19 protein-coding genes are annotated in these 23,981 nt (G+C 73.7%); 6 read left to right on the top strand and 13 right to left on the bottom strand.

All coding sequences use genetic code 11. The features are described from left to right. Positions 1-186: 186 nt before the first annotated feature. The 3 genes from ABEB06_RS21970 to ABEB06_RS21960 form a co-directional block, all read right to left on the bottom strand. Complete coding sequence (locus ABEB06_RS21970; RefSeq protein ID WP_345698586.1) at positions 187-642, bottom strand: ATP-binding protein; 456 nt, start codon at positions 640-642, stop codon at positions 187-189. A 412-nt stretch (positions 643-1,054) separates the two neighbouring features. Then, entirely contained in the window at positions 1,055-1,921 is an 867-nt protein-coding gene (gene purU, locus ABEB06_RS21965) for a formyltetrahydrofolate deformylase (protein WP_345698585.1), read from the bottom strand. A 124-nt stretch (positions 1,922-2,045) separates the two neighbouring features. Then, positions 2,046-2,555, bottom strand: coding sequence for an SCO4402 family protein (locus ABEB06_RS21960; protein WP_345701938.1), 510 nt, complete (start codon positions 2,553-2,555; stop codon positions 2,046-2,048). Between the two features lie 195 nt (positions 2,556-2,750). Between ABEB06_RS21960 and ABEB06_RS21955 the strand changes: the two genes are divergently transcribed. Next, a complete protein-coding gene (locus tag ABEB06_RS21955; protein ID WP_345698584.1) occupies positions 2,751-4,046 on the top strand; it encodes an ABC transporter substrate-binding protein in 1,296 nt (431 codons plus the stop codon). A gap of 63 nt (positions 4,047-4,109) precedes the next feature. On the opposite strand, the gene ABEB06_RS21950 is transcribed toward ABEB06_RS21955, so the two are convergent. Together ABEB06_RS21950 and ABEB06_RS21945 are read right to left on the bottom strand one after the other, a co-directional pair. Beyond that, entirely contained in the window at positions 4,110-5,201 is a 1,092-nt protein-coding gene (locus ABEB06_RS21950; protein ID WP_345698583.1) for a hypothetical protein, read from the bottom strand. A 159-nt stretch (positions 5,202-5,360) separates the two neighbouring features. Continuing rightward, positions 5,361-6,737: an NsdA family TPR-like regulatory protein gene (locus ABEB06_RS21945; protein ID WP_345698582.1), complete on the bottom strand. Its 1,377-nt coding sequence runs from the start codon at positions 6,735-6,737 to the stop codon at positions 5,361-5,363. Between the two features lie 205 nt (positions 6,738-6,942). On the opposite strand from ABEB06_RS21945, the gene ABEB06_RS21940 reads away from it, so the two are divergent. Next, positions 6,943-7,641, top strand: coding sequence for a bifunctional DNA primase/polymerase (locus ABEB06_RS21940; protein WP_345698581.1), 699 nt, complete (start codon positions 6,943-6,945; stop codon positions 7,639-7,641). A 516-nt stretch (positions 7,642-8,157) separates the two neighbouring features. Here the strand turns inward: ABEB06_RS21940 and ABEB06_RS21935 are convergent. After that, complete coding sequence (locus tag ABEB06_RS21935; RefSeq protein ID WP_345698580.1) at positions 8,158-8,847, bottom strand: iron-dependent transcriptional repressor DtxR; 690 nt, start codon at positions 8,845-8,847, stop codon at positions 8,158-8,160. A 212-nt stretch (positions 8,848-9,059) separates the two neighbouring features. On the opposite strand from ABEB06_RS21935, the gene ABEB06_RS21930 reads away from it, so the two are divergent. Genes ABEB06_RS21930 through ABEB06_RS21920 form a run of 3 tightly spaced genes read left to right on the top strand, consistent with a single transcriptional unit; the run spans position 9,060 to position 11,716 of the window. Beyond that, positions 9,060-9,809 (top strand): sugar isomerase domain-containing protein, encoded by a 750-nt coding sequence (locus ABEB06_RS21930; protein WP_345698579.1) that lies wholly within the window; start codon positions 9,060-9,062, stop codon positions 9,807-9,809. A gap of 58 nt (positions 9,810-9,867) precedes the next feature. After that, the gene (locus ABEB06_RS21925; RefSeq protein ID WP_345698578.1) at positions 9,868-10,824 is read left to right on the top strand and encodes a DUF4231 domain-containing protein; all 957 of its coding nucleotides are present in this window, start codon (positions 9,868-9,870) and stop codon (positions 10,822-10,824) included. Between the two features lie 22 nt (positions 10,825-10,846). Continuing rightward, the gene (locus ABEB06_RS21920; RefSeq protein ID WP_345698577.1) at positions 10,847-11,716 is read left to right on the top strand and encodes an alpha/beta fold hydrolase; all 870 of its coding nucleotides are present in this window, start codon (positions 10,847-10,849) and stop codon (positions 11,714-11,716) included. A 7-nt stretch (positions 11,717-11,723) separates the two neighbouring features. Here the strand turns inward: ABEB06_RS21920 and ABEB06_RS21915 are convergent, their stop codons facing one another. The 7 genes from ABEB06_RS21915 to pdxH form a co-directional block, all read right to left on the bottom strand. After that, positions 11,724-12,671 (bottom strand): 2-hydroxyacid dehydrogenase, encoded by a 948-nt coding sequence (locus tag ABEB06_RS21915; RefSeq protein ID WP_345698576.1) that lies wholly within the window; start codon positions 12,669-12,671, stop codon positions 11,724-11,726. Positions 12,672-12,701: 30 nt separating this feature from the next. After that, the gene (gene fxsT, locus ABEB06_RS21910; RefSeq protein ID WP_345698575.1) at positions 12,702-16,706 is read right to left on the bottom strand and encodes an FxSxx-COOH system tetratricopeptide repeat protein; all 4,005 of its coding nucleotides are present in this window, start codon (positions 16,704-16,706) and stop codon (positions 12,702-12,704) included. A gap of 40 nt (positions 16,707-16,746) precedes the next feature. Further along, complete coding sequence (locus ABEB06_RS21905; protein WP_345698574.1) at positions 16,747-17,991, bottom strand: TIR-like protein FxsC; 1,245 nt, start codon at positions 17,989-17,991, stop codon at positions 16,747-16,749. Positions 17,992-18,087: 96 nt separating this feature from the next. Next, on the bottom strand, positions 18,088-18,894 hold the full coding sequence (locus ABEB06_RS21900) for an AAC(3) family N-acetyltransferase (protein WP_345698573.1): 807 nt from the start codon (positions 18,892-18,894) through the stop codon (positions 18,088-18,090). Continuing rightward, the gene (locus tag ABEB06_RS21895; protein ID WP_345698572.1) at positions 18,894-21,290 is read right to left on the bottom strand and encodes an FxsB family cyclophane-forming radical SAM/SPASM peptide maturase; all 2,397 of its coding nucleotides are present in this window, start codon (positions 21,288-21,290) and stop codon (positions 18,894-18,896) included. The genes ABEB06_RS21900 and ABEB06_RS21895 overlap by 1 nt, the downstream gene beginning before the upstream one ends. A gap of 35 nt (positions 21,291-21,325) precedes the next feature. Further along, positions 21,326-21,508, bottom strand: coding sequence for an FxSxx-COOH cyclophane-containing RiPP peptide (gene fxsA, locus ABEB06_RS21890; protein ID WP_345698571.1), 183 nt, complete (start codon positions 21,506-21,508; stop codon positions 21,326-21,328). Positions 21,509-21,712: 204 nt separating this feature from the next. Continuing rightward, positions 21,713-22,336 (bottom strand): pyridoxamine 5'-phosphate oxidase, encoded by a 624-nt coding sequence (gene pdxH, locus ABEB06_RS21885; protein WP_345701937.1) that lies wholly within the window; start codon positions 22,334-22,336, stop codon positions 21,713-21,715. Positions 22,337-22,732: 396 nt separating this feature from the next. Here pdxH and ABEB06_RS21880 point away from each other — a divergent pair, with 396 nt between their 5' ends. Then, positions 22,733-23,833 (top strand): citrate synthase 2, encoded by a 1,101-nt coding sequence (locus ABEB06_RS21880; protein ID WP_345698570.1) that lies wholly within the window; start codon positions 22,733-22,735, stop codon positions 23,831-23,833. Positions 23,834-23,981: the final 148 nt, after the last annotated feature.

The raw sequence follows: 23,981 nt of genomic DNA, 5'->3' as shown, positions 1-23,981 counted from the left end.
ACCGCTCGGTGTCCCTCGGCGTCCCCTCGCGACGGAGAGCTGCACCCAAGAGTGATCAGTCGGATACGTCACGTCAATGGGTAGTCCGAAATTCGGAAGGTTTCCCGCCAGTTCCGGGTTCGCGGGGGCACGGCCCCGGCGCGGAGGGCGTGGAGGGCACGCGCCCGGCGCACACCGGGGTGCGGATCACAGCACGGAGGCGACCGGCTCCTGCCGTTCGACGTGGATGCTCGCGACCGGGTCGATCTCGCACCAGACCCGCTTGCCGGAACCGTCCGGGTACCAGCCCCAGCGGTCGCACAGCAGCTCCACCAGCTCCAGGCCGCGGCCGTTGGTGGCGTCCTCGTCGCAGCCGGCCCGGCGCGGGGCGGGGGCGGCGTGGCTGCTGTCGGCGACCTCCACCCGGACCGTCGAGGCGACCGCGTCGGCGACCACCGGCAGGGTGAGCCTCAGCACCGCGGGCGAACCGGTGTGCACCACCGCGTTGGTCACCAGCTCCGAGACCACCAGCACCAGGGTCTCGGCGACCGACGCGTCCGGGTCGAGGCCGTTGCCCGCGAGCCGGGCCCGGACCCACTTCCGTGCGCGACCGACCTCGGCCGGGTCCGCCTGGACCGCCAGCTGTACCTGAAGTACCTGCACCGCTCCACCACCCGCACTCGGTATTCGGCCCGCGTGACCACGCCGGCCGGCCGGCCGCGCACCGCTGGGACGCCTGCTCGGTCCGCCCTTCGCATCGACACGAATACGCCTCAGAATGATTCGGCGGGGAGGACGCAGCAAGCGCTTCGGGCATATTCCAGCGATCGGGGGACAGCTCGGTGCATACTGTCCCGCTCACCCTGCCGGGCTTCGCACGACCGGTCGGTGGAGCCCTGCCCGAGTACGACGAAGGTACCGCCACGGGGCGGTGCGCAAGGGGTCGCCACGAGCGAACCACCCTTGCTACGTATGTCCAGCGGCGCTCGAACAGCACCGAGCGCCCTGGCCTGGGCCGGGCGCGGGCCGGGCGCGGGCCAGGCGCGGGCCGCGCCGGGCGGACGCCGGGCGGACGCTAGGCGAAGACCACCGTGCGGGAGCCGTTCAGCAGCACCCGGTGCTCGCTGTGCCACTTGACCGCGCGGGCCAGCGCCTGGCACTCCACGTCCCGGCCGAGCGCGACCAGCTGGTCCGGGGTCACGTCGTGGGTGACCCGGGCGACCTCCTGCTCGATGATCGGGCCCTCGTCCAGGTCGGCGGTGACGTAGTGCGCGGTGGCGCCGATCAGCTTCACGCCGCGGGCGTGCGCCTGGTGGTACGGCTTGGCGCCCTTGAAGCTCGGCAGGAAGGAGTGGTGGATGTTGATCACCCGGCCGGACAGCTCCTTGCACAGGTCGTCCGAGAGCACCTGCATGTACCGGGCCAGCACCACCAGGTCCACCCGCTCCTCGGCGACCAGGTCGAGCAGCTGCCGCTCCGCCTGCGGCTTGGTCTCCCGGGTGACCGGAAGGTGGTGGAACGGGATCCCGTACGACTCGGTGAGCGCCCGGAAGTCGGTGTGGTTGGAGACCACGCCGGCCACCTCGATCGGCAGCGCGCCGATCCGGGTGCGGAAGAGCAGGTCGTTCAGGCAGTGGCCGAACCGGGAGACCATCAGCAGCACCCGCATCCGGTCGGTGCTCGCGTGGATCTGCCAGTCCATCCGGAACGAGGCGCCGATCGCCGCGAAGCTGGCCCGCAGCTTGTCCGCGGTGACCGGCTCCTCGGCGGAGAAGTGCACCCGCATGAAGAACAGACCGCTGCCGGCGTCCCCGAACTGCTGGCTGTCGATGATGTTGCAGCCCGTCATGAAGAGGTAGCTGGAGACCGCGTGCACGATCCCCTGCTTGTCCGGGCAGGACAGCGTGAGGACGTACTGGGTGCTGGCGGTCGGCTCTTCCACGGTACGGGCCCCGATTCTGGCTTGGTCTTGGCGCGGATGGACAAGACTGTCACAGAACGGACACCCCCCGCGCGACCGCCCGAACCCCGAGACCGGCCCGCGCCGGCGGGCCCCTCCCCCGGGGTCAGGACACCCGGGTGAGCAGGTGCAGCGCCTCCAGCGGGGCGGGCGGCAGGTCCGGGTCGTCGCCGTCGGCGGCGGCCATCCGGACGTGCGCCTCGCGGGCGGACCGGACGGCGTCCGGCCAGTCCCGGTGGCCGAGGTACCCGGTGGCCGGGGCGTCGGCGCCGACCTCGTGCAGGATCCGCAGCACCCGCAGCACCACGGCGTCCACCGCGACCGCCTCGGCGGAGTCGCGGAAGATCGTGCCGACGTACTTCTCGGCCGACCAGCGGTCCAGCCAGGTGTCCTCGACCAGGCGGTAGACGGCGTCGGTGGCGTCGCCGTAGCCGCCCGGGCCGCCCAGCCACGCCTCCTGCTGGAACGCGGGGTCGGACAGCATGTGCAGCGCCGAGCGGATCCGGGCCCGCCAGCGCCACCAGGGCAGGTCAGTCAGGGGCATGCCGCCCATCGTGCTGGAGCCGCGGCCCGTTCGAGAAGGGGTTCGGGCGGACCGATACCGAGTTTCATCCATGGTGTCCGACACAGCAGTCGATCGTACGTCCCCCGACGGTCCGGCTTCTACACGCGTCACCCCCCGGTGTTCCCACCCCGTTGGCCGGCCGTTCACCAGGATTCCCATTCGCCTTGCCCGCACAGGTCAACGCTTGATCCGGCCAGTCGCAGCGCTTCTGGAGCACGGGCACCCATTCCCGGGGAGGGGACCAGCATGTCGAGGATCGGAGCGTCCGACCACCGTCGCAGCGCCGGACGGGGTGACCGCCGCCGTCCGGCCAGAGCGCTCGCCGCCGTCGCCGCGCTGCTCCCCGCGGTCCTCGCCGCCTCCGCCTGCGGAGGCCCGGCCGGCGCCGCCGACGTGGCCCAGGACCTCACCGTGATGACCTGGGCGCCCTCCGGCACCGGCTCCACGGACCGGCCGGGCATGACCGCCCTCGCCGACGCGATCGGCCGCGAGCTCAACGCCAAGGGCGGGATCAACGGCCACAAGGTGCGGGTGCTCACCTGCAACGAGCACAACACCTCGGACGGCGTCGCCGCCTGCGCCCGGCAGGCCGTGGACGCGCACGTCGCGGCGGTGATCGGCTCGGCCAGCCAGTTCGGCACCAACTTCATGTCCACCCTGGAGAGCGCCGGCATCCCGTACCTGGGCGGCTACGGCCTCTCCAGCCCGGAGTTCACCAGCCCGCTCTCCTACCCGGTGGCCGGCGGCATGCCCGCACTGGTCGCCGGCAGCGGACGCCAGCTGGTCGAGGCCGGCTGCAAGAGCCTGGCGCTGATCCGGCCCGACACCCGGGGCGGCGACACCCTGGCCGGCTACCTCGCCGGGGCGATCAAGCAGACCTCGGTGAAGCTGACCGACGTCAAGGCTCCGGAGATGTCCAACGACTACTCCGCGGTCGCCAGGAAGGCGATCGGCGACGACCGGCCCGGCACCTGCGTGATCAGCGCGCTCGGCGCCGAGCCCACCTCCAACCTGCTCGACCCGTACCGCCGGCTCGCGCCGAGGAACACCCAGCTCGCCTCGGTGATCGGCAGCTTCCAGCAGTCCGTGGTCGACTCCACCGGCGGCGACAGCGGCCCGCTGCGCGGCGCCTACGCCACCGCCTGGTTCCCCGCCGAGTCCTCGCCGGTCTGGGACAACCTGCGCGCCACCGCCCGCGCCTACGGCAACGGCGCCACCATCGACGTCGCCGACCCCGGCGTGCAGACCACCTGGGTCGCCTACGAGGTCTTCCGGCAGGCCGCCGAGCGCACCGACAGGAGCAGGCAGCTCACCGCCAAGGCGCTGCGCGCCGTGCTGGACAGCGGCGACCCGATCGACACCGGCGGCGCCACCCCGCCGCTCGGCTGGGGCATGACCAACATGCTGCCGAGCGCCGACTCGCCGCGCCTGGTCAACACCTCGGTCACCTTCCAGCAGGTGCAGGGCGGGCGGCTGGTCGAGCAGCACAAGGGCTTCATCGACGTCCGCTGGGTGCTGACCGGGGGCAGGGCCCCGGCGTGATCCACGGCAGTGCGGCAAGGGGGCGGGGACCGGTCGGTCCCCGCCCCCTTGCCGCACTGCCGGTCAGAGCTCCGACTTGTCCTTGGTCGGCAGGCCCGCCTTGCCCGCGATCGCGTTCCACAGCTCGGACGCGGAGGACTTCGCGGTGGTCGCCTGGCCGCTGGCGTCGTTGCCGTTCTTGTAGTGCGGGTTGTCCTTGGCCTTGGCCGGGTCGCAGCCGCCGGCCACCGAGTCGCCCGCCCACAGCGCGTACTCGGAGTCCGCGTTGGACGAGGCCTGCCAGGCCTTCTGCAGCTGCTCGGCCAGCTTGCCGCCGTCCGGCAGCTTGTCGACCTTGAGCGCGGCCAGCTTGGTCAGCAGCTCCTGGCGCTGCGCGGCGGCCGCGGTCAGCTTGGCCTGGGCGTCGGGCAGGTTCTCGCACTTGGTGGCGGCGGCCACCGCGGAGACCACCGCCTGGCGGCTGGAGCTCGCCGTTCCCAGCAGATCGGACAGCGCCTGCGCCTGGGCCTTCGCCTCCGGGCTCAGCGCGCCGTCCCCGCCGGCCTGGGCCGACTGCGAGGAGCTGCTCTTGGCCACCGGCGCGGCGGCGCCCTTGCCGCCCTCGTCGCCGCCGCCGCTCATCAGCACCGCGACCAGCACGCCGGCCGCGACCACACCGGCCACCACACCGCCGATGATCAGCTTCTGGTTGTTCGGCCGGCCCGGCGCGGCGGGCGCGCCGTACGACGGCTCGTACGCCGGCTGCGCGGGCTGGGCCGGCTGCCCGTACGCCGGGGTGCCGAACGACTGCTGCCCGCCGAAGGTCTGCTGCCCGCCGAAGGTCTGGCCGGGCTGCTGGTACGGCTGCGCGGGCTGCCCGTACGCGTCGAAGGACTGCTGCCCGCCGAAGGTCTGGCCGGGCTGCTGGTACGGCTGCGCGGGCGCGGCACCGCCCACCGACGGGTCGGCGGCCGGGTAGGGCGGCAGGTACTGGGTCTCCGGGGCGTGGTCCGCCGCCGGAGCCTGCGGGACGCCCTGGGCGGCCTGCGGCGGCGGGCCCCAGTACTCGGGTCCGCCCTGGCCCGCCACCGGCGGTGCCGCCTGCTGCTGCGGCACCGCGGGCGGCTGCTGGGCCGCGGGGGGCTGCTGGGCGTCCCCGGGCTCCGGCCTGAACAAGTCGTCCAGGTTGAAGTCCCCGGAGTTCGAATACGAGCGGCGCTGGCTCAACGCGATTCCTCACCTGTGCTTGTCCCGCACGCTCGCTGACGGCGGACCACAACTGCGGCCCCACGCTACCTGCTCACCGCCGCAGGTGACTACGCCGGGTTTGCCCGCTCAGGCGGCCTCCCCGTCCATCCGGGCGTGGAACTCCCTCACCGCCCGGTGCCCGCGGTACGGCTCCAGCCTGCTGCGGAAGTCGTCCAGGTACTCCACGCCCCGGTTGGAACGCAGTCCGCTGAGCAGCCGGACCGCCTCCGCGCCGGTCTCGCAGGCCCGCTCCAGGTCGCGCTGCTGCAGCTGCGCGGTGGCCAGCAGCACCAGGTCGACCGCGCGCCGGCGCACCCGGTGCGCGGGGTGCAGTTCGAGGGCGGTGCGGGCGTACCGCTCGGCCTGCTCGCCCTGCTGCAGGTCGCGGTGGCAGTGCGCCAACTCGTCCGCGAGGTAGGCCTCGTCGAAGTGGACGATCCAGTCCGGGTCCTCCTCCGGGTTGCGCCGCTCCATCGCCTCCAGCGCCCGGGAGGCGACCAGCTCGCAGGAGACCGCGTCGCCGAGCAGCGCGTGGCCGCGCGCCTCGGCCGCGTAGAACATCGCCATCGCCGTCGGGGTGGCGACCGAGCGGGCGCCCTCCTGCGCGGCGCGGGCGAGTTGGGCGATCTCCCGCGGATTGCCCAGGGTGGCCGCCAGGTGGCTCATCGAGGCGGCCAGCACGTAGCCGCCGTAGCCGCGGTCGTCGGCGGCCTGGGCGAGGCGCAGGGCCTGGATGTAGTAGCGCTGGGCGAGGCCGGGCTGGCCGGTGTCCACCGCCATGTAGCCGGCCAGCTCGGTCAGCCGGGCGACCGCCCCGAAGAGTTGACGGCCGGTCTCCTCCCGGTACGAGCCGCCGAGGAAGCCGGAGACCACGCTGTTGAGGTAGTGCACCACCACGGGGCGCACGTGGCCGGAGCCGAACCGGTGGTCCAGGTCGACCAGCATCTGGGTGGTGGCGCGGATCGCCGCCACGTCGGCCGGGCCCACCCGGGTGCCGCCGCTGCGGGCCACCACCGGGTCGGGCGGGGTGATCAGCCAGTCCCGGCTGGGCTCGACCAGCGCGGAGGCGGCCACCGTCGCGCCGGCCAGGAAGTCCCGGCGGCCGACGTCGCTGCGCCACAGCTCGCAGATCTGCTCCAGCGCGGCGGCCAGGCTGGGCGCGAACTGCAGGCCCACGGCCGAGCTGAGGCTCTTGCCGTCGGCCATGCCGATCTCCTCGACCGTGACGCCCCGGCCGAGCTTGCGGCCGAGCGCCTCGGCGATCACGGCGGGTGCCTGGCCGCGCGGCTGCTGGCCGCGCAGCCAGCGGGCCACCGAGGTCTTGTCGTAGCGCAGGTCGAGGCCGTGTTCGGCGCCGCAGAGGTTGACCCGGCGGGCGAGGCCCGCGTTGGAGCAGCCCGCTTCCTGGATCAGCTGCTGCAGACGCTCGTTGGGCTCTCGTGCGACGAGTGGTCTCGCGGCCATGGGCTTCGCCTCCCCAACGCCACCGGCCCCGACCGGCGGCGACGACTGTGCAAACAACCATCGGAATACCCACGGTGACGGATCCACTCCCCACGCGCCCTGACGAATGCCCCTGTGCGCCCCCACTGCGCCCGTTACCGCCCCTGGTCCGCAACCCGCACGTCCCGGCCCGTAACCCCACTCACCGACGGTAGTTGAACCCCGTGTGGAAGACACCCCAGGACCCCCCGAGCAGGGCCTGCCCCCGCTCCTCATCGAAGCCGTCAGTTACGCCGAGGACCGCCACTGGGAGGTTGCCCCCGGCACCTGGTTGATCGACGGCGACGGCCCGGCGCGCTGCTCCTGCGGCGAGCCGCGCTGCGAGCTGCCCGGCGCGCACCCGGCCGGCGGCGCCGACTGGCGCCGCCGGGCGAGCGCGGGGCCCGGGGTGGTCCGCAAGTGGTGGACGGAGCACCCGCAGGCCTCGATCCTGCTGCCGACCGGCCGCTCCTTCGACGTGCTGGACGTCCCGGAGGTGGCCGGCTGCCTGGCGCTGGCCCGGATGGAGCGGATGGGCCTGCAACTCGGTCCGGTGGTCGCGGCGCCGATGGCGGCCGGGCAGGTCGGGCGGCGGCTGCACTTCCTGGTGCTGCCGGGGGTGCTGACCAAGCTGCCGGAGATGCTCCGCAAGCTCGGCTGGGCGCCCGGGCGGCTCGACCTGGTGGCGCGCGGCGAGGGCGACTGGATCGTCGCCCCGCCGTCCCGGATCGGCGGCTACAGCTTCGCCCAGTGGGCCCGGCCGCCGTCCGCGATCAACCGCTGGCTGCCGGACGCCGCGGAGCTGATCAGCCCGCTGGCGTACGCCTGCGGCCGGGAGGTCCCGGCCGCCCGGCCCGCGCCGAGCCAGCCCGTGGGAGTGCGTTGACCACTCCTTCGAGAACGGTGCCCTACGCCTAACAGGTGAGGGGCGCGGACCGCGCGACACCCCGTGCGGCGCCGACGGGCCTTGTCTCCCACCGGAGACGGGGCCCGTCGGTCGTCCGGGCGGGAAAGGACCGGTGTACCCGCAGGTCAACCCGGCAAGCCCCTCGGACGAGTGACAGCGCTCAAGGATTGGCCGGATGTGCCGAGGGGATCATCCTCCTCGACAGCGCAGGGAGCGGACGGGAGCGAGGAGGGCCGCCGAGGAGCAGAGACCGGGCAGGGGGCACGAGGGGGCGCGGGGGCACCGGGGCCGGGGGGCTGCCGGCGGGGCGTTCGGACGGGGAAGCCGAACGACGAGGCAGCAGGGGAGGAAACAGAGGGGGAACGGGTCGCACCACCTTCCGAGCTCGGGGTGGGAGGTGGGGCGGCCGGGGGCGGGGGGAAAGGGTGGGAGCACCCGAGGCCCGGTGCGTGGGGACGCACCGGGCCTCGGGTCTGCCTGCGCGTCGTGCGGGCGCTACGGCTGGGCGACGAAGACGTGCACGGCGATGTCCTTGTGCAGCTCGGCGGCGCTCTCACCGGTGCCGACCAGCACCCCGCCGACGCCCGCGGACACCTGCACGGTCGCCCCGGGGCGGACCCCGGCCCGGCGCAGCGTGCGCATCAGCTCGCCGTCGGTCTGGATCGGCTCGCCGATCCGGCGGACCACCACGTCGGCCGCCCCGGCCGCGGCCACCGCGTCCAGCGTGACCAGGCCGGCGTCGAAGCCCTCGCCCTCGGCCTTGGCGTCGCCGAGCTCGTCCAGCCCCGGGATCGGGTTGCCGTACGGGGACTGGGTCGGGTGGCCGAGCATGGCGAGCACCTTGCGCTCCACCGTCTCGCTCATCACGTGCTCCCAGCGGCAGGCCTCCTCGTGGACCTGCTCCCACTCCAGGCCGATCACGTCGACCAGCAGGCACTCGGCGATCCGGTGCTTGCGCATGACCCGGACGGCCAGCTTGCGGCCCTCGCCGGTCAGCTCCAGGTGCCGGTCCTCGGCGACCTGGAGGAGGCCGTCGCGCTCCATCCGGCCGACGGTCTGGCTCACCGTGGGGCCGCTCTGCTCCAGTCGCTCGGCGATCCGGGCGCGCATCGGAGTGATGCCCTCTTCCTCCAGCTCCAGAATGGTGCGGAGGTACATCTCAGTCGTGTCGATCAGCCCAGACATCGGCCCCTGCGCTCCCATTCTTCGGTGTCCTCACCGCCAATTCTGACGTACCGCACTGACAACCGAGTCCGCCCGGCCCCTATGCCCGGACCTTTTCGTAGCGGTTGACAGCGAGCCGTCCCGCGCATCACGGTGCGAGCCGTATCTTTCTCCATTGCGCGGTCTGGACCACCCGGCCGCCCACACTCTGGACGGACTGGACGGAGCCCCTGATGACCGACCTGGTCGGGCAGTACCTCGACGCCGCCATCGCGCACCTGGAGCGGGTCCGCAGCGAGGAGGCGGCCGGGATCGACGCCGCCGCCGAGCTGCTCGCCGAGGCGGTGCAGAACGGTCGCCGGATCTTCACCTTCGGCGCCGGGCACTCCTCGCTGCCCGCACAGGACGTGGTCTACCGGGCCGGCGGCCTGGTGGTGATCAACCTGCTGAACGTCCCGGGGATGACCGGCGTCAACGTGATGCCGGCGCCGCTCGGCAGCGCCCTGGAACGGGTCTCCGGGCTCGCCACCGCCACCCTGGACCTCACCCCGGCCGGCCCGGGCGACCTGCTCTTCCTGATCTCGCTCTCCGGCCGCCAGGTGATGCCGGTCGAGCTGGCCCGGCACGCCCGCGAGCGGGGCATGACGGTCATCGGCGTCACCTCGCTCGCGTACCCCGAGGAGGTGTCCTCCCAGCACCCGTCCGGGACGTACCTGAAGGACAACTGCGACCTGGTGCTGGACAGCAAGATCGCGGTCGGTGACGGGGAGCTCGACCACCCGGCGGCCGGCGCCCCCTTCGGCTCGGTCTCCACCATCGTCACCAGCGCGCTGATGCAGGCCGTGGTGGCCTCGGCGATCGGCCGGCTCGCCGACCGGGGCGTCACCCCGCCGCTGTTCCGCAGCGGCAACGTCGACGGCGGCACCGCGTGGAACGCCAAGGCGATGGCCGACAACGCCGACCGCATCTTCTACGCCTGGTAATTCCTCCGTCACGCGGGTAGTACTTGTCCGACCGGTGCGGTGGCGACGGGGGGTCGGGGTGGCTGGGTCGATCGGGTTCGTCCGGGAGCAGGACCTGCTGCCCCGGCTGTTCTGGGCGGCGGACGGCGCCTCCGTCCAGGGCCAGGGCCGCGCCGTCACGCTCTCCCGCTGGGAGCTGCTGCTGCTGGTCGCGGCCGCCGCGACCGGCTCGGCGGACGGCGCCGGCTGGGCCTGGGCGGCCGCCGCCGCGTACCTGGGCGCGTTGACGACGGCCGCCCTGATGGCCCGGCAGAACCCGCAGCGGCTGTGGTACGACGGCCGGGCGGTCGCCGAGTCGGTGAAGACCCTGGTGTGGAAGTACGCGGTGCGCGCCGACTCCTACCTGCCGCCGCCCCGCCGGCTGCCGGACGCCGAGCGGCTGTACGACATCCAGCTCAACGGCATCCTGGGCGAGTTCGACACCGAGCAGGTGATCCCGGGGATGTCCGGGATGGCCGTCGAGCTGAACGGCTGGCGCGCCCCGACCCGCCACCCGCAGATCACCGAGCGGATGGAGCAGCTGCGCGGCCAGCCGCTCTCGGTGCGCCGCGAGGTGTACGTCCGGGAGCGGGTCCGCACCCAGCGGGACTGGTACCAGGGCAAGGCGCAGTACTGCCGCAACGCCTCCCGCCGGGCCGGGCGGCTGGCGATCGTGCTGCCGCTGGTGGGCCTGGGGCTCGCGGTGGCGCGGGCGGTCGGCTGGTTCACCTTCGACGCGCTGGGCGCGGTCTCCGCGGTGGCCGCCTCGGTGGCGGCCTGGGCGCAGCTGCGCCAGTACCGGCCGCAGGCCGCCGCGTACGCCCTGGCGGCCGCGGAGCTGGCCAAGGTGGAGGTCCAGCTGGCCACGCTGGACCTGGAGTCGGCGGACGCCGAGGAGAGCTGGGCGCGGCTGGCCCGGGACGCGGAGGACGCCATCTCGCGGGAGCACACCACCTGGCAGGCCCGCCGCGAGGTGCGCAGCCTGGACATCACCTGATGACCGACGGGGGGTTCGCGTGGTGACGACGCGGCTGGTGGAGGCGCCCGGCGGGCGGGTCCTGGCGGTGGAGACCGCCGGGGATCCGGGCGGCCGTCCGGTGTTCCTGCTGCACGGGACGCCGGGCAGCCGCGGCGGGCCGGCGCCGCGCAGCAGCGTGCTGTCCCGGATGCGGGTCCGGCTGGTCTCCTTCGACCGGCCGGGGTACGGCGACTCCGCGCGGCTGGCGGGCCGGACGGTGGCGGCGGCGGCCGAGGACGTGGAGGTGATCGCGGACGCGCTGGGGCTGGGCCGGTTCGCGGTGCTCGGCCGCTCCGGCGGCGGGCCGCACGCGCTGGCGTGCGCGGCGCTGCTGCCGGAGCGGGTGACCCGGCTGGCGGTGCTGGTGAGCCTCGCGCCCCGGCACGCGGAGGGCCTGGACTGGTACGAGGGCATGACGCCGTCCAACGTGCACGCCTACCGGCAGGCCGAGCTGGGCCAGCCGCAGATCGCCGGGGCGTTCCAGGTCCGGTCGAACGTGATCCGCCGCGACCCGGCGCGGCTGATCCGCGACCTGGTGCCGGAGCTCCCGCCCACCGACCGCTCGGTGGTCTCCGACGCGGGCCTGCGCCGGATGCTGGTCTCCACCTACCGGCAGGCGTTCCGCTACGGCGCGGCCGGCTGGATCGACGACGTGCTGGCCTTCCTCGCCGACTGGGGCTTCGAGGTGGAGTCGATCCGCCGGCCGGTCCGGTTGTGGCACGGCGCGGACGACCAGTTCTCGCCGGTCGCGCACTCCCGGTGGCTGGCCGACCGCATCCCCGGCGCCGAGCTCTACCTGGAGCCGGGGGCGGCGCACTTCGGCGCGTTCCGGGAGATGGCCCGGGCGATCGGCTGGGCGGCCGACGGCTGACCGGCCGTCACTCCACCCGGGTGGGCGGCGGGCCTCCGTCGAGGACGGCGAGCACGTTGTCCACCGCGAGGTCGCCCATGGCGCGCCGGGCGGCCACGGTGGCGCTGCCGAGGTGCGGGGCGAGGACGGCGCGCTCCTGGGCCAGCAGGGCGGGCCCGACGGCGGGTTCGTGCTCGAAGTTGTCCACCGCGGCGGCGAACAGGTGACCGCTGTCCAGCGCGGCGGCCAGCGCCGCCTCGTCCACCACCCCGGCCGTCATCGACACCACGATCGCTCCGCGCGGGAGCCGGGCGATCCGCTCGGCGTCCAGCAGGTGCCGGGTGGTGTCGGTCAGCGGGCAGGTGACCACCAGAACGCGGGAGGCGGCCAGGAGCTCGTCGAGCGGGAGCCACCCGGCGCCCTGCTCGTCCTCCGCCGGCAGGCGGGTCCGGTTGTGGTAGCTCACCGGCATGTCGAAACCGGCCGCCCGGCGGGCCACCGCCCGGCCGATCCGGCCCATGCCGAGCACGCCCAGCGGCGTGCCGGCCAGCTCCACGCCCAGCATGAAGGTCGGCGCCCACGCCCAGGGCGCGCCCGAGCGCAGCAGCCGCTCGCCCTCGCCCAGCCGGCGGGCCGCCGCCAGCAGCAGCGCCCACGCCATGTCGGCGGTGGCGCCGGTCAGCACCCCGGGGGTGTTGGAGACCAGCACCCCGCGGGCGGCGCACGCCGCCCGGTCGATGTTGTGGGTGCCCACCGCGTGGTTGGCGACGATCCTCAGGCCCGGCCCGGCCGCGTCCAGGAACTCCTCGTCCACCCGCTCGTCCAGCGTGGTGACCACCGCGACCCGGCCGCGGACGGCCGCCAGCAGTTCGGCGCGCGGCAGCGGCGCCTCGCTGTCGTGCACGTCGGCGAGGCCGCCGAGCCGATCGACCACACCGGGAGCGAGTCGCCGAGCGACGAAGACTGGTGAACGCATCCGCCCACCGTAAGCCACGCCGGGGGCGCCCTACAGGGGCTGGGGCTCCAGGTCGCGGTTGATCCGCTGCCAGCCGCGGCTGGACATCACGCTGGGGTGGTCCTCGCCGAACAGCTCGACCAGCCCGGCGAGGGCTCTCATCCGCAGCGCCTCCGCCTCCGCCCGCCGTCCGGCGGCCCGGACGGTGATCGCCAGGTTGGCCTGGCAGACCAGTGCGTCGGGGTGCCCGGCGCCGTACCGGGCGGCCAGGCCGTCCAGGGCGACGCGGCCGATCCGCTCGGCGTCGGCGAGCTGCTGGTTGTCGCCGTAGGCGTTGGCGAGGTTGATGGTGGCGTTGAGCGTGAACGGGTGGTCGGGCCCGAGCACCCGGGAGAGCCCGGCGACCGCCTGCTCGCCGTGGTGGATGGCGCCCGCGACGTCCGCGCTGCCCCGCAGGTAGATGCCGAGGTTGTTCTCGCAGGCGTAGGTGAAGGGGTGGTCCTCGCCGAGCAGCCGGCGGTGGCCCTCGTACGCGTCGGCGGCGATGTCGCGGGCGGTCTCCTTGTCGCCGGCGGCGCTGAGGTCGGCGGCCAGGTTGAGCCGGCAGGCGAGCGAGTCGGCGTGGTCGGGGCCGTACCGGTCCATGTACCGCTGGTAGGTGCGCTCGGTGAGCTCGCGGGCCTCGGCGTACTCGCCGGCCCGGCGCAGCGAGACGGCGAGCGACTTGGAGTTGCGCAGGTCCTCGGGCAGGTCGGCCTGGACCAGCCCGGCGAAGGCCTCCAGCACCTCCCGGAGCAGTTCGACCGAGCCCTTGTAGTCGCCCATCTCGCGCAGGTCCCGGGCGAGGCAGGACTTGGAGGAGAGGGTGTACGGGTGCAGCGGGCCGAGGACGGCCGCACGGCGCTCGGCGGTGTCCTGGTCGAGGTCGCGGGCGGCGACGCTGTTGCCGACCAGCCGGTGGTCGATGGCCAGGTTGTTGGCGACCGAGAGGGTGCGCGGATCGTCCTCGCCGAACAGCTCGATGAACTGGTCGTAGGTGTCCAGGTCCATCGCGAGCGCTTCCTGGAAGCGGTTGAGGTAGCGCAGGTCGGCGGCGAGCGAGCTGGCGGTCATCAGGGTGTACGGGTTGTGCTCGCCGAGCAGGGCCCGCTGGGCCGCCAGGGTGGACTCGTTGAGGGCCAGCGCCTCGGTGTAGGAGCCCTGGGAGCGCAGCACGTTGGCGATCTGCAGGCGCAGCGAGAGGATCTGCCGCCGCCAGGTGCGCTGCTCCTCGGGGTCGGCCTCGGCGTCGGAGCGGGTGGTCCAGGTGGTGTCGAGTTGGCGGCCGAGCTGCAGGGCCTGGTCGAGGTCGACGCGCTTCCACAGGTAGCGGACGCGGTCGATGAGCAGCTCGCGGACCTCCTTCTCGTCGCAGTCCTGGGCCCGGGAGGGCGTCAGGTGCGGCCAGATCTTCTCCAGGGTGGGCCAGTTGGCCGGGTCGTCGGTGTCGCCGCGGGAGGGGCGGGCGCTGACCAGGATGCTGTGCACCTGGTGCATCGCGGTGTTGCGTTCGGGTTCGGTCATCCCGCTGCGCACGACGGCCTGGACGAGGCGGTGCACCTGGAAGGAGTCGCTGGCGGCGTCGGTCTTGGCGAGCGCGTAGCGGCTGACCGAGCGCAGCACCTTGCCGAGCAGGAAGGTGTCGGTGAGCTCGGCGTCGTAGGGGACGAGGGCGAGGCGCATCTGCTCGGAGAAGAAGAACTGCCGCAGCGAGATCGGCTCGGGGGCGAAGAACGCGCACAGCTCCAGCAGCCGGACGGCGGCGGGCGACTGCTCGCGCAGCCGGGCGATGGAGACGTTCCAGGTCAGCCCGACCGGGGTGGGGTAGTCGACCGGGGTCTCGCCGGCCGCGAGCACCCTGGTGGCCTCGGCCTTGAGCTGGTTGACGTACGCCTCGACGGGGGTGCGGGTGGTCTCCAGCCAGGCGGCGGCGACCTCGACGGCGAGCGGGAGGTCGCCGACGGCGTCGGCGACCCGGTCGGCGTCCTGCCGGGTGAGGTTGCGGACCCGGCGGGTGAGGTGGTCGACGGACTCGGCGCGGTCGAAGACGTCGACGTTGAGCACGCCGGCCTGGCCGGACCAGCCCTGGTTGCGGGAGGTGACCAGGATGTGGCCGGGCCCGTCGGGGAAGTAGCGGCGGATCTCGGCGGGTTCGTCGGCGTTGTCGAAGATCAGCAGCCAGTTGGGCGTGGGGATGCCCTGACGGAGGGCGTCGCGGGCGGCGTGGGCGGCCTCGTTGACGCTGTCGCCGACCCGCAGGCCGAGTCGGGAGGCGAGTTCGGCGAGGTCGACGACGACGTTCTCGGTCTGCTCGGCGTCGATCCACCAGACCAGGTCGTAGTGCGACATGTAGCGGTGCGCGTACTCGAGCGCGACCTGGGTCTTGCCGACGCCGCCGAGCCCGTAGAGGGTCTGCGGCGGCGGGAGGACGGCGGTGGTGCCGCCGGCCAGTTGGGCCCGCAGGTCGTCCAGCACCTTGATCCGGCCGGTGAAGGAGTGGTTGCGCTGCGGCACCTCCCAGTAGGTGGGCTTGGTGCCGGGGAAGCGCGGCGCGCCCGGGGTGCGCTCGGGCGGCTCGGTCTCGGTGCGGCCGAGGACGCGCAGCAGGATCTGGGCGGCCTGCGCCTCGTCGCGGCCCATCAGGTCGACCGGGTTGCGGCTGTTGTACGGGGCGTTGAGGCGCACGTCGCTGACCCGGACCGGGATCAGCTGGCGGCGGGCGCCGGCCGGGTCGGCGAGCACGGTGCGGTCCCACAGCGCCTGGGCCTGCGGGGACTGCAGGTAGCCGGCGGAGAGCAGGGCGATGGTGCGGTAGGCGGAGTCGATGCCGCGTTCGGTGGCGGAGCGCGGGTTGGCGCCGGCCGAGACGTCGCGCGGGACGACCCGGAAGCCGGCGTCGGTGAGCAGCGCGGTGATCCAGTCGGCCCAGGCGCGGTCCTCGGGGACGTAGCTGAGGTAGAGGTCGGCGGGCGCGGTGGGGCGGCGGCGGACGAAGCCGTCGAGGTAGCGCAGCCGCAGGTCCTCGGGCATCACCGGGAGTCCGGCGACCCGGCCCTGGGTGATCTCGCGGGTGAGGCGCTCGCAGGCGGCGAGCATCGAGCCGGGCAGGCCGGGCTGGTCGCCGAACGGGGCGAGGATCTCCTCGTAGGCGTAGAACGGGCGGTAGGGGATCTCCACGCCGGTCCAGTACCGGGAGAGCTCGGGTTCGCCGAGCCCGGCGGGCAGGCCGGAGAACTTGATCCGGGCGAGCGCCCGGCCGGCGTCGGCCTTCTCCTTCTCGCCCTCGTCGATCCGCATCGGGACGGGCAGGATCCGGATCTCGCGGTCCCCGTAGCGGTCCTCGATCACCCGCGCTATCCGCGAGGCGCCGTCGATCGACTGGTCGCTGAGGGTGAAGCAGACCACCAGGTCGTCGGGCATCTCGACGGTGCAGATGTCGGCGGTGTCGGTGAGGCCGGTGCGGCTGTCGATCAGGACGTAGTCGTAGCGGCGCTTCATGTCGGCGCGCAGGCTCTGGATGAAGTCCTGGCCGTCGTAGCGTTCGTAGAGCACGTCCCAGTCGACCCGGGAGCCGCCGGAGTAGTCGCGGTTCTGCTGCCCGGCGGGGACGAAGTCGATCCGTCCGGCGCCGGGGAACTGGTTCCAGGCCAGCGAGATGGCGTGCCGGTGGATCCGGGTGAAGTCCTCGTACCAGTCCGGGTCCCGCTCGACCGGGCGGCGGGCCTCCTCCAGGTAGTCGGCGAACAGGTCCATGATGCCGGTGGTGGCGGCGACCACGTCCGGGTTGAGGAACGGCCGGAAGAACTGGCCGAGGCCGGGTGCCTCCAGGTCCCAGTCGACGGCGAGCACCCGGTGGCCGTTGGCGGCCAGGATCCAGGCGGTGTTGGCCAGCGCCATGGTGCGCCCGGTGCCGCCCTTGTAGGAGTAGAAGGTGATGATGCGGCCCTGCCGGTCCTCGGACGCCGCGTCGCGGCGGCGGCCGTAGGTCTGCGGGCTCCTGGCGTTACGGTCGGTCATGACGGGTCCCTCCCCCAAGTCCGATGGTCGCTGCCCGAACTCACGTCCCCAGACGCGGTCTTCGGGTTCCCGTCCCGACGGTCCGGCTGGTGGTCTGCTGCTCGTACGCGGTGCTGGCCCGCATCACCGCTCGTTCCATCTCGCCGCGGAACTCGTCCAGGCTGCCGGGCACGCCGGTGGAGCCCTCCTCGCGCAGGCTGGGCTTCTGCCGGCCGGCCCGGGTGGCGGGCAGGACGCCGTCGCCCAGCTCGTTGAGCATCCGCTCGTGGTCCCGGCACTGCTGGTCGTCCCGGTTCCAGGGTTCCAGCACGCTCAGCCAGGACAGGTTGCGCCGGTCCAACTGCCGTACGGTATCCGAGCGCTGGGTGTCGAGGAAGGCCCAGCGGTCGACCAGCAGCACGCTCGGCGCGACCGGTCGTTCGGCCGTCATCAGCGCCTCGGCCTCGTCCTCGAACTCGTGGACGCTCGGCTGGAACCCCATGCTGCGGGCGACGTCCGCCGCGTCGTCCACCAGCGGGCGGCGGGACGGCGGGCGGAAGGGCTGCCAGTCGGTGCGCTGCTGGCCGTAGCAGGACGGGCTGCGGTGCGGCGGCAGCTCCGGCTCCCGGTAGGAGTACACCGAGATCCGGACCCGGTCGTTGGGCTCCGGCGGCTCGAACGCCGAGGGCTGTCCCTCGAAGTCCAGCTGCTGTCCGATCGGGATGACCGTCTGGTCGGCGACGTCCACGATGCGCTGGGCGAGCCGCAGCACGGCGGTGGCGTACTGCGAGCGGTAGTCGTCGATCTTCATCAGCGCGTACAGGCCCTCGGCGGCGTAGTCGGCGCCGAAACTGTCGTGGCTGAACTGGAGTTCACTGGCCACCCGGGGCAGCCGGTAGTGGTCCATCGACACCCACAGCGCCGGGACGATGCCGGTCGCCCGCTCGGCGGTCGGCCGCCGCTGGTAGACCGAGCGGCGGGTGAAGGCGTGCCACTCCTTGCCGCAGGCCTCGCTCTTGAAGTAGCGCGGCGAGTAGAGCGGCACGAACACCCGGCAGTTGGCCAGCTCCCAGGAGAGCCGCTCGGCCCATTTCTGGCCCTGGTGCATCGAGCGGTCCATGAAGCCGATCGGGTCGCCCGCCGGGGCGTCGGTGATCTGCAGGATCGCCTCGCACAGGTCGCCGAACAGCCGGCCGACCCAGTGGTTCGGGTCCACTCCCCGGGCGTTGACCCTGGGCGTGTGCGCGTAGCTGAGGAAGAAGTACGGCCTGGCCGCGCCCTTGCCCCTGCCCGTCGGGCTGTTCACTCGCGCCTCCCCCGAGACCACGCCCGCCATCCGCCCCGCAGGTAGCGGGAGTTCAGTGTAGGAACGCCGCCTTCCCGAATGGAATACCGCCTGACCTCAAACGACACCGTTCCGGAGAAAGTCGAAAGCAGAATCGACCGTTTCCCGGATCGGCAGCACAAAACAGTGTGCCTTGCCGAGCGGTCCCTCGGTGCGTTCCCGCAACTTCCGGTCCAACCAGACACCGAGCGATTCCAGGTGGCCGTCGCGCAGTTCGACCGCCTGGAAGTGCCGCCAGTGCCGCCCCCACTTGTCCTCCATCACGCAGCCGTACAGCTGCACCGGCGGATCGGGCAGCCAGTACTCGGCCAGGTGCACGGGAGTGCAGCACCAGATCGGCAGGCCGATCAGGAGCGCCCGCGCACGCCGGTCGTACAACTGCTGCACCGGGGAGTGCGGGCCCAGGTGGCTGTGCAACCGGTGGTCGGCGGTCAGCCGCGCCGCGTCCCGGCCGATCGCGGTGAAGGAGGTCTGCGGGTGCTCGCTGCGCACCGCGCGCGGGTCGGCCCTGACCTCCTCGGAGAACCAGCCGAGCAGCGGTGTGGACGGGGTGGTCGCCCGGTCGTAGGCGGGCATCGCGGCCTGGTGGTCGGACCTCTTCTGCGGGTCGAGGTGGTCGGTCAGCGCCCTGGCCATCCGGGAGGTGTCGGAGTTCTCCGGGCAGGCCGTGTAGACCACCAGCGTGCCTTCGGGGCCGAGCACCTCCAGCAGCGCCTCCAGGAGGGTGCGCGGTCCGCCGTCGATCGGGCCGACCGTCCGCAGCGCGGAGTGCACCAGCAGGATCTCCCCCGGCAGGATGCCGAGCGCCCGCAGGTCGCGGACCAGCTCGGCACGGCCCGGTCCCGGGGTGCGCGGGGACTCCATCAGCCGGCGCCCACCCCGGAGGCGGCCCGGACCCGGAACGCGGCCAGGTTCCGCTCGGACTCCGCCCGCGCCGCCGCCTCGGCGGCCGGGCCGACCGGCACCGCCAGCCACGGCTCGACCGCGGCCGCCATGCCTTCGGCGAAGCGCGTCCCGAGCGCGGTGAGCGCCCCCGAGCCGGCCAGCACCTCCACCGCCCGCGCGGTGTGCCCGCGCCAGGTCGCCAGCTGCACCCGGGCGTGCTCGGCCGGACCGCCCGCCAGCCCGTCGTACGCCAGCACCCGGGTGGCCCAGAACTCGGTGACCGCCAGGTGCGCGTACGTGCCCTGGAACAGGCCCTCCAGCGGCCGCGGGTCGGGCCGCCAGGGCGCGTGGAAGAGCCGCGCCTCGGCCCGGTCGAACAGGTCGTGGAAGTCCAGCACCGCGCCCAGCTTCACGTGCTGGAACTCGTGCACCAGCAGCAGCGCCAGGATCGGCGCGGTGCCGGGCCGGGCGATGCCGACCGCGCCGAACGCCTGCCGGGCGGCGGCGGAGACGTCCCGGCCCTCGGGTCCGGGCCGCAGCGGGGTGATGGTGGACAGGCCCGCCCGCAGGCCGGGCGCGTACCCGGGCAGGTCCCGGCCGATCAGCTCCCAGGCCTCGCGCAGCGCGCCCGCCCAGGCCGGCCACTCCTCGTCGTCCAGCCGCCCGGTCACCGGCCACTGGTGGCTGTCGCGCTGCGGGTCGGTGTCCTCCAGCGCGGGCGTCCAGCCGCCGGCCAGCGCCACCCGCCGGACCGGCTGCCAGCGCGCGTCGCCCGGCGCGTCCGGGCCGACCCGCACCCCGGCGACGGTGAACCCCTCGGCGTCGCCGGTCAGCACCGCCTCCTCGGCGTCCGCCACCAGCACCCGGCCCAGCGTGGGCAGGTGGACGGCGCCGTCGCGGACCGGCAGCGGCAGCTCGAAGGCGCGTCCGGCCCGCAGCGCGGCCGCCGCGGCCAGCCCCGCCAGGGCGCCCGGGTCGGCGCCCGGCTCCTCCCGCAGGCGGCGCACGGCCCAGGCCCGCGCGTACGGGTGGGCGAGCACCGCGTCCAGGGCCGCGCCGTCCCGCTCGTCCAGCGACCCGAGCAGCTCCCAGCCCGGGGAGCCGGCCCCGACCGCCGCCACCAGCTTCCTGGTGAGCCCGAGTTGGGCCGCGGCCAGGGCCCGGACGGTCGACTCCGCGCCGTACCCCTCGGCCAGCTCCTCCCACTGCGTTTCGGTCAGTTCGCGCGCCTGCTGGGCGGGCACGGCCGTCGCGGGCGCCGTCCGGTCGCGGACGGTGGTGATGAGTCTCAACAGGTCACCGCAGTACACCGAGGGGTTGAGGAAGCCGGTGCCGTCGCCGCGGTACCGGTGGGCGTAGAGGCCGCCGCCGCAGGAGCGCACCACCGGGCAGGCGCGGCACTGCTCGGCCAGCCCGGCCAGGCCCGACTGCCGGGCGACCATGCCCGGGTGCCGGGCCACCTCGTCCAGCGTGTGCGCGAAGACGTCGAACCCGGTGGCGGGCGCGCCGTCGTAGGCGGTCTTCAGGCTGTCGGCCTGCTCGAAGGAGCCGTCCGTGTCGACCACCACCAGGTCGGAGGGGTCGAGCCCGAGCGACTCGGTGAGGCTGGAGCGGCCGCGCAGCGTCCGGTGGATCGAGTCGAAGGTCCGCACCGGCACCGGCCGGCCGAGCTCCGTCCACCGGCCGTGGGCCGCCAGCAGCCAGTCCGCGTACGGGGTCTCGCCCATGCCGGCCGGGCGCTTCGGCGGCTGGTCCCAGGTGGCGTGCGGGAGGAGGAAGTCGATCCGCGGCGGCTCCAGCGCGACCAGCGCGTCCACCACCGCGACGGGGTCGTTCTCCACGTCGACCGTGCACAGCAGGCCCGCGTAGAGGTCCCGGTACTCCGGGCGGCGGAGCAGCGCCACGGCGGCCAGCACCCGGCCGTGGCTGGAGCGGCCGTCGGCGAACCGGCGGTGCCGGTCGTTGGCGGCCCGGTCGCCGTCCAGGGAGATCCCGACCCGGATCCCGTGCAAGGCGAAGAGCTCGCACCAGCTCTCGTCCAGTCGGACGCCGTTGGTGTGGATCCGCAGGTCCAGCGCGCAGCCCTCCGGGAGGGCGGCCCGGAGGAGTTCGGCGGCCCGGCCGACGGCCGCCCGGCCCGCCAGCAGCGGCTCCCCGCCGTGCAGCACCACGTGGACGGCGGTCAGCCCGTGCGCCCCGGCGTGCTCGGCGATCCGCTCGGCGGTCCGCGCCAGGACCGCCTCGGTGGCGGCCCTGGGTTTGCCGCGCCAGCTGGTGTCGGCGTGCTCGTACACGTAGCAGTGGTCGCACGCGAGGTCGCAACGGCTGTGCAGTTTCAGGACGTACTGCGAGAACGGCACCAACGGGCGCGGCATGGCGGGATCCTGCTGACGGTCGGCCTGCTCGCCCGTCAGATCGAGGAGTTGAACGCGGCGACGGCCACCGGGCCGCCGGTCTCGCCGGGCAGCGCGCGGAACAGGTCGGCGGTGAGCTCCTCGGCACCCAGGGCGGCCAGGGCGGTGAGCGAAGGCCTCGCCTCCGTCCCCTCGACGCGCGCGCTGTCGGCGGGCTTGGTGGCGAGTGCGGCGACCATGATGACTCGTTTCTGCGCCCGCGGGCGCGAGACGGGCCCCGGCATCCAAAGACGGGACCAACCGCACCGCACCCTACGCTCCGAGCCCGCCCCCCAGGGCGGAATCGGCCGATCGCCTACCCCATTCGAGTCATACTTCGTCCGGTCGGCCGACGGACGGGGGCCCGAGTTGACCGTACGTCAGCTCCGCTCCCGCGGGGCCCGTCACGGGCAGAGCCGCTCGACCCGCCAGCCCTCGCCGTCGGCGACGAAGCGGAGCCGGTCGTGCAGGCGGTTCTCCCGGCCCTGCCAGAACTCGACCGTCCGCGGGACGACCCGGTAGCCGCCCCAGAACGGCGGGACGGGGACGCCCTCGCCCTCGGGGTAGCGGGCGGCGAGGTCGGCGTAGCGCTGCTCCAGCACCTCGCGGCCGTCCACCGGGCTGGACTGCTCGCTCGCCCAGGCGCCGAGCTGCGAGCCGTGCGGCCGGGTCCGGAAGTACGCGGCGGTCTCGTCCCGGCCGACCTTCTCCACCCGGCCGCCGATCACCACCTGGCGGGCCAGGTCGATCCACGGGAAGAGCAGCGAGGCGCGCGGGTTGGCGGCCAGGTCGGCCCCCTTGCGGGAGCCGTAGTTCGTGTAGAACACGAACCCGCGCCGGTCGTAGCCCTTGAGCAGGACCGTCCGGGAGCTGGGCGTGCCGTCCGCGTCGGCGGTGGAGAGCACCATCGCGTTCGGCTCGGCCACCCCGGCCTCGTCCGCGTCGTGGAACCAGCGGGTGAACTGGGCGATCGGGTCGACGGCCAGGTCGGCCTCCGCCAGGCCCTCGTGCTGGTAATGCTTGCGCATCACGGACAGGTCCGGGCCGGGCCGGCCCTCGGTGGGCTGGGACAGGGCAGTCGGGTGGCGATCCGCGGTAGGCACGCCGACATCATCCCGTACGACAAGCTCCGGACGCCGCTACGTCCCGGCAAACACCTGGGGATATGGTGGCTCGCCACCGCTTCACCACCCGCCGTACGGGGAATCGTCCGGTTCGCACCGGTAGTCCCCGGAATATCCGCCGATGATGTCGGATCCCACAGAGGATTGAGCGGGCCATGGGGGAAACATCACCGTCGTGGTGTATGGCGCAATGCACTCCGTGCCTGACACTCTGACACCGAGTGCCAACCCACCATCGGTCACCGGCGCCCGGCCCCACCACGGCCGCGCGCCGCGTCGGATCACTGAAGGAGCCGTCTGATGTCCGATTTCGTACCCGGGCTCGAAGGGGTAGTCGCCTTCGAGAGCGAGATCGCCGAACCCGACCGTGAAGGCGGCGCACTGCGCTACCGCGGTGTGGACATCGAGGATCTGGTCGGGAACGTCTCCTTCGGGCACGTCTGGGGCCTGCTGGTCGACGGGAAGTTCGCCCCCGGTCTGCCCGCCGCCGAGCCGTTCCCGATCCCGGTCCACTCCGGTGACATCCGGGTCGACGTGCAGTCCGCCCTGGCCATGCTCGCCCCGGTCTGGGGCCTGAAGCCGCTGCTCGACATCTCCGAGGAGGAGGCCCGCGACAACCTCGCGCGCGCCGCCGTCATGGCGCTGTCGTACGTGGCCCAGTCCGCCCGCGGCCAGGGTCTGCCGATGGTCCCGCAGAGCGAGATCGACAAGGCCGAGACCATCGTCGAGCGGTTCATGATCCGCTGGCGCGGCGAGCCGGACCCGAAGCACGTCAAGGCCGTCGACGCCTACTGGACGTCCGCCGCCGAGCACGGCATGAACGCCTCGACCTTCACCGCCCGCGTCATCGCCTCCACCGGCGCCGACGTGGCGGCGGCGCTCTCCGGCGCCGTCGGCGCGATGTCCGGCCCGCTGCACGGCGGCGCGCCGTCCCGCGTGCTGGGCATGATCGAGGAGATCGAGCGCACCGGCGACGCCGCCGGCTACGTGAAGAAGGCCCTCGACAAGGGCGAGCGCCTGATGGGCTTCGGCCACCGCGTCTACCGCGCCGAGGACCCGCGCGCCCGCGTGCTGCGCCGCACCGCCAAGGAGCTCGGCGCGCCGCGCTTCGAGATCGCCGAGGCGCTGGAGAAGGCCGCGCTGGAGGAGCTGCACAACCGCCGCCCCGACCGCGTGCTCGCCACCAACGTGGAGTTCTGGGCCGCGATCATGCTGGACTTCGCCGAGGTCCCGGCGCACATGTTCACCTCGATGTTCACCTGCGCCCGCACCGCCGGCTGGTCGGCGCACATCCTGGAGCAGAAGCGCACCGGCCGCCTGGTCCGCCCGGCCGCCCGCTACATCGGCCCGGGCCCGCGCAGCCCGCAGGACGTCGACGGCTGGGACCAGCTCGCCCACTGACCGGGCGACATGGACGGCTGGTGCCGCCCGCTGATTCGGTTCACTCGTTCGGGCGGTGGTCCCTGCACGGATCACCGCCCGGCGACCGAAAGATCACATCTCAGCGGGCGGACGACCGTCCCGCTGCCCCTTCTCGAAACAGTAGGCT

Origin of the sequence: Kitasatospora terrestris (assembly GCF_039542905.1) — a bacterium.
Lineage (GTDB): Bacteria > Actinomycetota > Actinomycetes > Streptomycetales > Streptomycetaceae > Kitasatospora > Kitasatospora terrestris.
Note: the sequence above shows the minus strand (reverse complement) of the source record. Positions and strands in the feature narration are given on the sequence as shown.